Below are 8,492 nucleotides of genomic sequence, written 5' to 3' on the forward strand. Positions count from 1 at the left end.
TTTACCAAGTCGTTTTGATTATTTGACAATCGCCGGATTCTGCAACTGGATACCGCGGCGCAGGTGGCCGTAGGCGACCTGATTGTTGGAACCCGAATCGACGGTGTGGTAGTCGCGCTGCACCATGAAAGCGCCGAAACCGCCTTTGTATCCCTCCGCGGGCTGGTAGGCCGCCTGGGACTCCATGCCGCCGCCCGTGGTCCAGTAGTCGCCGATGTTCTCGGTGTAGATGCACTTTTCCCACGGGAATCCGGTCACTTTCGAGCACGATGTATTGCCGTAGTTCTGGCGCACCATGTAGTTGATGTAGGGTTCGCAGTCGGTGGGCGGCGTATGGCCGTCGATGATGAGCAGTTTCGACTTGTCCTCTCCCTTGGGTCCGATGAACTGCCCGAGGTACTTGACGAACAGGCTCATACGCTTGCCGTAGATGCCATAGTCCCGTTCGTCCTGCGACTCGGGCTCGTAGTCGAGGTCCAGGCCGTCGATGCCGTTGTCCCACATGTCCTGCAAGAGGTGGTTGCCGTAGAGAACGCACCAGTCGGGATATTCGCCTTTGGGATCGATGGTCGTCTTCTGGTTGACCATGTCCTCGTACGTGAGGCCGAAATTGGCGTAGTTCTCGTTCTCCATGATGCGGATGATCGTGGGCGCGACCAAGAGGGTGCCCTTCTTGCGGCGCATTTCCCACATCTCCTTGTATGCCAGCTTGTTCTGCACCGGATCGGGATACCCGCCCCACAGCGAACAGATGTCCACCGAGTCGGGCAGGGCCGAGAAGCGGTAGGCCGGCGAGGAGCTGTCGCCGTTGTAGTCGGCGAACCACACGAAGCAGATCGAGCGCTCGAACATGTTGGACTTGTAGTCGCGCAGGTTCTGGTAGTACTGCTCGCTGTACTTTTTGACCGGTTGCAGGTCGAGCGGTTCGTAATCGGTATCGCAGGCGACGAATCCCCCGCAGAGGGCCGCCAGCGCGATGCTTGCTACTATCTTTTTCATAATCGTCATTACGGTTTTAAGGTTATTTCTTGTCCCACCAGAGGTTCGTACCGCCCACGTCGCCCATGGGGTTCGACGACTCGCGGTTGAGCGTCATGATGGCGGCCTGCACGGCCTCGGCGTTGGTCGCGTACTGCGTCGAGGGATAATCGAGCCGGCGGATCTGTTTGGCCGTGGGGACGCGTCCCGGCTGGTTGTTCACCAGGTTGGGGAAGACGCGCGGATAGCCCGTGCGGCGGAATTCGGACCACGCCTCTTGTCCGTCGGGGAAGATGGCCAGGTATTTCTGGGTAATGATCCGTTCGAGCTTGGTCTCGAAACCGGCGGCATCGTCCCATGCCACGGCGATCTTGCCCAGCGCAACGGCGGAGTTGCTGCTCACCACCTCGTCCACGTAATCGGCCGGTACGCTCTCTTCGTCAGCAAGATATAGATCGGCGCTGCCGGCATTCTCTGTCTGGAACGAGCACGCGACGCCCTGCCGGTAGTACTCTCCGGCCTGGGTCGAGGAGCCCCAGCGCAGTTCGTACTCGGCCCGCAGGAACCACGCCTCGGCAGGCTTCATCCACACCAGGGGATCGTTCTTGGCAATTTTGATCCGCGAATAGAGGTCCGACTGTACGATCGCATCCGTGATCCGGATGCCGTTGCGCACACCGCGGTAGTCACCGTTCTTGTTGGCCACGAAATAGGAAGCCAGACGGGGGTCGTTGTAGCCGTTCATGTAGGATTCGATGGTGGCGCCCATGCGGCTGTCCCCGTCGTTCATGGTGTACTGAATGGCATAGATCGGGTTCTCCCACGAGGTGAAGGTGGCCGGTTTCTCGAATTTGGCGATGTCGGTGGCCGTCGTCATCAACCCGATGGAGTTGGCCAGAGCGGCGTCGGCCTGCTCACGGGCCAGGTTGCCGTCGGCATAGACCACCCGCATGGCCAGGCGCAGACGCAGCGTATTGGCGAACTTGACCCAGGCGCGTACGTTGCCCTTGTAGATGGGGTCGAATTTCGAAAGCACCGTAGCCGAAGGGTTCTTCTCGCAGAAATCGGTCAGCAGCTCAATGGCCGCGTCGAGTTCTTCGAAGAACCTGTTGTATACCGCCTGCTGCGGGTCGTACTGCTTCTGGATGCCGCTCTGACCGATGGTCAGGTAGGCGATCGGGCCGTAGGTATCGGTCACGCGGTGCATGACGGCCACCTTCAGCACGTCGGCAAGCGCCACGGCCACGGGGTCGGCCTCACGCAGGGCATCGAGCTGCGCCCACGGACCCATGGCGCGCTGAAAAGCGTCGTCGTGCATGTAGTCGTGCCACGTCTCGGCCTGGATGTCGTAGAGGTTGTTGGCCACGAACGGGACCTTCGTAGCACCCGTATAACCGGCGAAGATGTTGCCCGCGAGGTCCTGGATGACCTGGTAGCGCGAACTGCCGTACTCCTCGCCGCCGGACATTTGGATCGAGGTCGGAATGACGTTCTGGGCGAGCTGCGAGAAGGCCGAACCCGTGCGGAGGTCATCCCAGTCGAGCATCTCGTCGGTGGCTTCGTCGGGGTTGGTGTTCTTCTCGTAGAAATCGCCCGTGCAGGCGGAACCCAGCGTCAGCAGCGCGGCCGCAAGCGATAATTTTATGGTGTTCTTGATATTCATGACTCGTAGTTTTTAGAAGGTTACTTTTACCGAGAAGCCCAGGTTGCGCAGGCTCGGCTGCTGGAAATAGTCGATGCCCGAGGAGTAGGTTCCGGCGCCCGATACCGATTCGGGATCGAACGGCGCCTTGCAGTAGAGCATCCACAGGTTGCGGCCGATGAACGAGACGTTGAGCCCCTTGATCCACTTGCACCACTTCTGCACGGGAATGTCGTACCCGAGGGTCAGTTCGCCCAAACGCACGTTGGTCATCGAGTAAACGTAGCACGAACCCACCGCGCCGTCGCCGTTGTTGCCCACCTTGGTGTAGTAGGCGCTGATCTTGCCCACGCGCTGCCCGTTGACCAGCACGCCGTTGTTGTCGCGCGCTTCGCCCGAGGCGGCCGAGACGCCGTAGTAGTCCATCGCGGCCTGCGTCAGCGAGACACCGACACCGCCCACGCGGGCGTTGAACATGAAGCCCAGCGAGAGTCCTTTCCAGTTGAACTGGTTGCGCCACGAGAGCGTGTAGGAGGGGTTCACGTTGCCGGCATAGATGAAATTCCTGGCGTCGACCGCCACGTCGCCCGCCGGCGAGACCCAGATGTTGCCGTGGTCGTCGGTCTTGAGCGTATTGACGTAGAGGTCGCCCATCTTGCCGCCCTCGCGTACGACCATCTTCACGCCCGACGTGCCGCCCATGACCATCGAATCCTGGGTGATGATGTCGTCGCCGATCTTGTAGTCGTGGAGCATGCGGACGATCTTGTTGCGGTTGCGCGAATAGATGACGTTCGACTGCCAGTCGACCGGGCCGAGCTTCTGGTTCACCTCCAGCGAGAGTTCGACGCCGTGGTTGTCCACGCGGCCGCCGTTGACGTACATGCTGGTCTTGGTCGAGGTCGAGGAGATCTGGGGGTTGAAAATCTGGTTGAAGGTGCGCGAGCTGTAATAGGTGGCCCCGAGGATGATCTTGTTGCCCCACAGGCGGACGTCGGCGCCCACCTCCCACGATTTGGTGCGCTCGGGCTCGTAGTTGTCGGCCGTCAGGAACGTCGAGGTCTGCGGGCCCTGGGTCGACACCGTATAGGTCGGGATGGTGATGTAGCGCATCGGCGCATTACCCACCTCGGCATACGAAGCGCGCACCTTGGCGAACGAGAGCACTTTCGAATCGAGTCCGAAAATGTCGGTCAAGACGGCCGAAACGCCCACCGAGGGGTAGAACATCGAGAGGCTCCTGGTATTGGCCAGCCCCGTCACCCAGTCGTTGCGCGCGGTCACGTCCAGAAAGACCATGTTGCGGTAACCCAGCTGTACGGTGCCGAACACCGACTGCGTCTGGTCGTTGTAGGTGGTCTTCGAAAAGTTCTTGTCGGCCACCATATTGGCGAAGGTAAAGAGGTTGGGCGTAGCACCCAGGTCGCCGCCCACCAGCGTCGCGCGGTATTTCATGTCCTCGATCGAGGCGCCGAGTGCCGCCGTAAGCGAGAGGGTGTTGTCCCAGAAGGACTTGTTGATGTTGAGCATCGCGTCGCCGTAGCGCTGCATGGTCCGGTACTCGTTGTAGTAGTAGCGGCCCGTCTCGCCGGCGAAGAGTCCGTTGGTCGAGGCGTAGTTCTTCTGCTCGGCCAGCATGTCGGTGTAGTCGATGCGGGCGCGGCCCGAAACGGAGAGCCAGTCGGTGATGTCGTACGCAAGCGAAGCCCCCAGCAGGAAGCGGTTCTTCTGCGTTTGGAACAGGTTGCGGTTGATGACCCAGTAGGGATTCTGCATCGACATGCTCATGTCGCCCCAGTCCCAGTACTGGGTCTTGAACTTGCGCGTGGCGTTGTAGCGCTCGTAAACGGCGTATTTCTGCAAATCCTCGCTCGGCGAAAGCAGGTAGATCGGCACCAGCGGGTTGTAGTACTGTCCCGAGGCGAGCATGTTCTGCTCGTTGAGGTTGATGTACATGCCCAGCACGCTCAGGTGCATCCGCTCGTTGAGGAACGAGGTCGAGTGGTTGGCCGTGAAATTGTAGCGGTTGAACTCGTTGTTGGGAATGATGCCCTCGGCCGAGACGACGCTGGCCGAGACGTAGGTCGAACTGTGCTCGCCGCCGATCGACAGGCCCACCGAGTTGGTGGTGTTGTAACCCGTCTGGAAGAAATCCTCGGGCGACCACGTCGCTTTCTGCTTCATCCTGACGGTGCTCCACGAGGCGAAGCTGCCGCCCGTCGAGCCGTAGTTGCGCTGGAAATCGGGCATGACGAAAGGCGAGAGGAACGTCGTGTTGTTGCTGTACGACACCGACACGCCCTGCTTGGCCGAGCGCGTGGAGAGCATCACCACGCCGTTGGCGGCTTTCGAACCGTAGAGCGCGGCCGACGAGGGGCCGGTCAGCACCGACATGTTGCCGATGTCGTCGGGGTTGAGCGCCGCGATGCCGTCGCCCGAGGGGTTCGACGTGCGCATGATCGTATACGAAGCCGACGGCGAGGTGACCGAGAGCGACGGCAGCGGAATACCGTCCAGGACGTAGAGCGCGTTGTTGTCGCTGTTGATCGATTTCGAACCGCGCATCACCACTTTCGTCTCGCCGCCCAGACCGGCCGAACTGGAGTTGATCTCCACGCCGGCGATGCGGCCCGAGAGGTTGTTCACCAGGCTGATGTCCTTGGCCTTGAATACCTCGTCGGTGGCGATGTTCTGCACGTTGTACGACACGGCGCGCTCGGCGCGCTTGATGCCCAGGGCCGTGACGACGACCGCTTCGAGCTGCTGGTTGTCCTCGGCGAGCGTGACGGTCAGCGATGTGCGGCCCCCGACCGGGATCGACTGCGGTGCGTAACCGATGAACGAGACGTTGAGCGTGGCTTCGGCGATCTGCCGGCTCCACGGGAAACTGAACGAGCCGTCCACGTCGCTGGTGGTGCCCAGCGTCGATGAGCCCGCTACGAGGATCGTGGCGCCGACGATGGGTTGGCCGTTGCGGTCGACGATCTTGCCCTGGAGGTGCGATACCCGGGGCTCCTCTTTCGCGGCCTCGGCCCGCTTGAGGATGATGTGCCGCTCGTCGATCGACCACGTGATGCCGGTGCCGCGGAACAGTTCGCCGAGCGCGGTGCTCAGATCGCTGTCCTTGAGCGACAGTGCGACGTTGCGCGCGATGTTGATGTCTTTGTTGTTATAGAAAAAGGTGTAGCCGCTCTGCTGCTCGATCTGCTGGATGGCCGTTGCGATGGGAACGTTTTTCAGGTCGAGCGTGATTTTTTGCTGCTGGGCGAACGCAGGGTGCGCCAGGCATGCCAGCATCAGGCACAAGGCCAGCGAACGGCTCCGAAGCGTCGCGCAGAGCTTGGCAAAGGAGGGCATGACGCTATTTCTCCGCCCAAATTTTTGGGTGGTCGAATTATTTTTCATAGATTTGTAAGATTGAGTTGGAATTCTGCCTGATCGGTCTTCGATACAGGCGTGTTTCGAGTCGGCATACGGGAGGACGTTGCAGGTTCTTCCGTATGTTTTTTTGCGCTTATCGGTCTGATGTCATGGGCAATGAGGTTTTAGGTTGATGATTTCGGTCAGGTAGGTTTACAGCACTTCGAAGACCGCGCGGCCGGCCGGACCGCCGTGACCGGCCTGCGGCTCGTCGAGCTGCTTGAAGCGAATGTTCGAAGAGAGATTGAAATAGCGCAGGATCACGTCGAGACTCTGGTTGGAGAAAGTCCCGGTGAATTTGTTGCTGCGCAGGTTGTCGTTGCGGATGAGGAACTGCACGTTGTACTTGTTGCCGATCATGCGCAGCGCATCCTCCAGCGAGGTGTTGTGCAGGACGATCTTGCCCTCCTTCCAGGAGGTGTTGCACGTCACGTCGGCCTCGTTGAGGTAGAGGATGCCCGTGCGGGCGTTGTAGATGGCCTGCTGGTCGGGCAGCATCCTGACGGTCTGACGGCGGTGACTGGCGTCGTCGTATTTCATCCCCACGCGGCCCGAAACGAGCGTGGTGCGGATGTGGTCGCCGTCGTAGGCCTCCACGTTGAACTCCGTGCCGTAAACCTCGATCTCGGCCGAATGGGCCGCCACGACGAATTTGCGGCGCGCATCCTTTGCCACGTCGAAATAGCCCTCGCCGTAGAGGGTCACGCGCCGTTCGTCGCCCGTGAAGCGGGCCGGATAGCGCAGGTAGGAGTCGGAGTTGAGCCACACGCGCGTGGCGTCGGGCAGCGTGACGACGCTGACCATGCCCGTCGTGGAGCGGATCTCGACCATCGTGCTCAGCTCGCCGCCCGTGCGGGCGAGGAGCCAGGCCGAAACGACGGCCAGGGGGAGCAGCAGAATGGCCGCGGCCCGTTCGAAACGGCGCAGCGCACGACGCCACAGGCCGGTGCGGATGCGTGAACGGACCTTACCCAACGCAGCGGCGGTGTCGATCTGCTCCCTGGCTTGCAGCGCATCGACCGAGAAGCAGAGATAATAGACCTGCTCGGCCAGCCGGCGGTTCTCCGCCGAAGCGCGCATCCAGCGCTCGACCTCCGCGATCCGGCCCTGTTCGAGCTCCCCGTTGTAGTAGCGCACGAGCAACCCCTCGATCCGATTCTCTTCCATCTTTTTTCTGTTCGTTTCCTATAAGACTGTTCTCGCGGAAAAACTCCTAAACCGAAATGCAATTATTTATTATTTTTTTTCGCACCCGGCCTTTTTTGCTTTTTTTTCGTAATTTCGCATCATGCCTTCACGAAAACAGCTATCCGATACCGTACTGCTCGGCCGGCTCGTCAACGGCGACATGGCCGCCTACGAGACGCTTTTCAAGCGTTACTATTCGACGCTGTGCGCCTATTCGCGCCTGTTCGTGAGGGGGGGGGAAATCGGGGAAAATATCGTGCAGGACCTGATGCTGTGGCTCTGGGAGAACCGCATGACGCTGCACGTAGCCGACTCGCTCTCGAAATACCTTTTCTCCGCGGTGCGCAACCGCTGTCTGACCCACATCAACCACGAGATGATCGAGCGCCGCGTGCTCTCCCACATCCACGACCGGATGCACCGGCAGTTCGAATCGCCCGATTTCTACCTCGTCGAGGAGTTGCGGCAGCGCATCCGCACGGCCGTCGCCGAGCTGCCGCCGACCTACCGCCAGGCATTCGAACTGAACCGTTTCGAGCGCAAAACCTACGAGGAGATCGCCGCCTCGGCAGGCGTCTCGGTCAAGACGGTCGACTACCGCATCCAGCAAAGCCTGAAAATCCTGCGCATAAAACTCAAGGACTACCTGCCGCTGGCAGCCCTGCTGCTCCTCTGCGGCGGAAAGGGGTAAAACAAGGTGAAAGGTGAAAGGTGAAAAGTGAAAGGTGAAAAGTCATCTTGGATTCCCGAGCTCGGTCGAGGGGTCGCAAGCCCTCCTCCTCGCCTCCTCCGACACCCGTCGACAGCCCGCAACCACCTGCCACCTGCGGAAATAATTATGAATTGTGAATTTTGAATTGTGAATTTTGAATCGGTTTAGCCGGATTTTTCGAAAATCGGATCGAAAAATCCGGCTAAACCCTTGACATCGCCTCTTCGATGTTGTATCTTTGTTCCGTCCCCCGCCGGGCGGGCCGTCGGAACTTGCGCGCAAACTCTCTTTCATGAACGATGGCAGCTATGCATGGCACCACCTGGCGATCCCGGATAACTATTCCACTTACCGATCGGTCTTCGCGGCCATCGCCCATCCAGCGATCCGCGTCGTACACCGGATGCCGGCCTCGGGCCGCCTCCCTCTTCTCCCCCGACAAGCCGCGGGTTGCACACGATGAACGTAAATCGTGTGCATGGTGAAACCCTCGGTCTTGCGGCTTCGGCTCAAGAAACCGTCGCTTCGGACGGACAACCGCGCAGGAGGTTC

General features: G+C 60.3%; 5 protein-coding genes. 1 reads left to right on the plus strand and 4 read right to left on the minus strand.

The window, feature by feature from the left end; genetic code table 11:
* Positions 1-18: 18 nt before the first annotated feature.
* The 4 genes from ACMQ11_RS01710 to ACMQ11_RS01725 form a co-directional block, all read right to left on the minus strand.
* On the minus strand, positions 19-999 hold the full coding sequence (locus ACMQ11_RS01710; protein ID WP_418990934.1) for a glycoside hydrolase family 18: 981 nt from the start codon (positions 997-999) through the stop codon (positions 19-21).
* A gap of 22 nt (positions 1,000-1,021) precedes the next feature.
* Complete coding sequence (locus tag ACMQ11_RS01715) at positions 1,022-2,641, minus strand: SusD/RagB family nutrient-binding outer membrane lipoprotein (RefSeq protein WP_418990935.1); 1,620 nt, start codon at positions 2,639-2,641, stop codon at positions 1,022-1,024.
* A gap of 12 nt (positions 2,642-2,653) precedes the next feature.
* On the minus strand, positions 2,654-6,025 hold the full coding sequence (locus ACMQ11_RS01720) for a SusC/RagA family TonB-linked outer membrane protein (protein WP_418990936.1): 3,372 nt from the start codon (positions 6,023-6,025) through the stop codon (positions 2,654-2,656).
* A 168-nt stretch (positions 6,026-6,193) separates the two neighbouring features.
* Positions 6,194-7,207: a FecR domain-containing protein gene (locus ACMQ11_RS01725; RefSeq protein WP_418990937.1), complete on the minus strand. Its 1,014-nt coding sequence runs from the start codon at positions 7,205-7,207 to the stop codon at positions 6,194-6,196.
* A 121-nt stretch (positions 7,208-7,328) separates the two neighbouring features.
* Here ACMQ11_RS01725 and ACMQ11_RS01730 point away from each other — a divergent pair, with 121 nt between their 5' ends.
* Positions 7,329-7,919, plus strand: a complete 591-nt coding sequence (locus ACMQ11_RS01730; RefSeq protein WP_418990938.1) for an RNA polymerase sigma-70 factor — start codon at positions 7,329-7,331, stop codon at positions 7,917-7,919.
* The last annotated feature ends 573 nt before the right edge of the window (positions 7,920-8,492 follow it).

Origin of the sequence: Alistipes sp., assembly GCF_048465575.1 — a bacterium.
Lineage (GTDB): Bacteria > Bacteroidota > Bacteroidia > Bacteroidales > Rikenellaceae > Alistipes.

What these genes read in the sequence shown, in the direction of transcription:
- ACMQ11_RS01710 (WP_418990934.1), bottom strand. Translation starts at nt 999, where the DNA reads ATGAAAAAGATAGTAGCAAGCATCGCGCTGGCGGCCCTCTGCGGGGGA.
- ACMQ11_RS01715 (WP_418990935.1), bottom strand. Translation starts at nt 2,641, where the DNA reads ATGAATATCAAGAACACCATAAAATTATCGCTTGCGGCCGCGCTGCTG.
- ACMQ11_RS01720 (WP_418990936.1), bottom strand. Translation starts at nt 6,025, where the DNA reads ATGAAAAATAATTCGACCACCCAAAAATTTGGGCGGAGAAATAGCGTC.
- ACMQ11_RS01725 (WP_418990937.1), bottom strand. Translation starts at nt 7,207, where the DNA reads ATGGAAGAGAATCGGATCGAGGGGTTGCTCGTGCGCTACTACAACGGG.
- ACMQ11_RS01730 (WP_418990938.1), top strand. Translation starts at nt 7,329, where the DNA reads ATGCCTTCACGAAAACAGCTATCCGATACCGTACTGCTCGGCCGGCTC.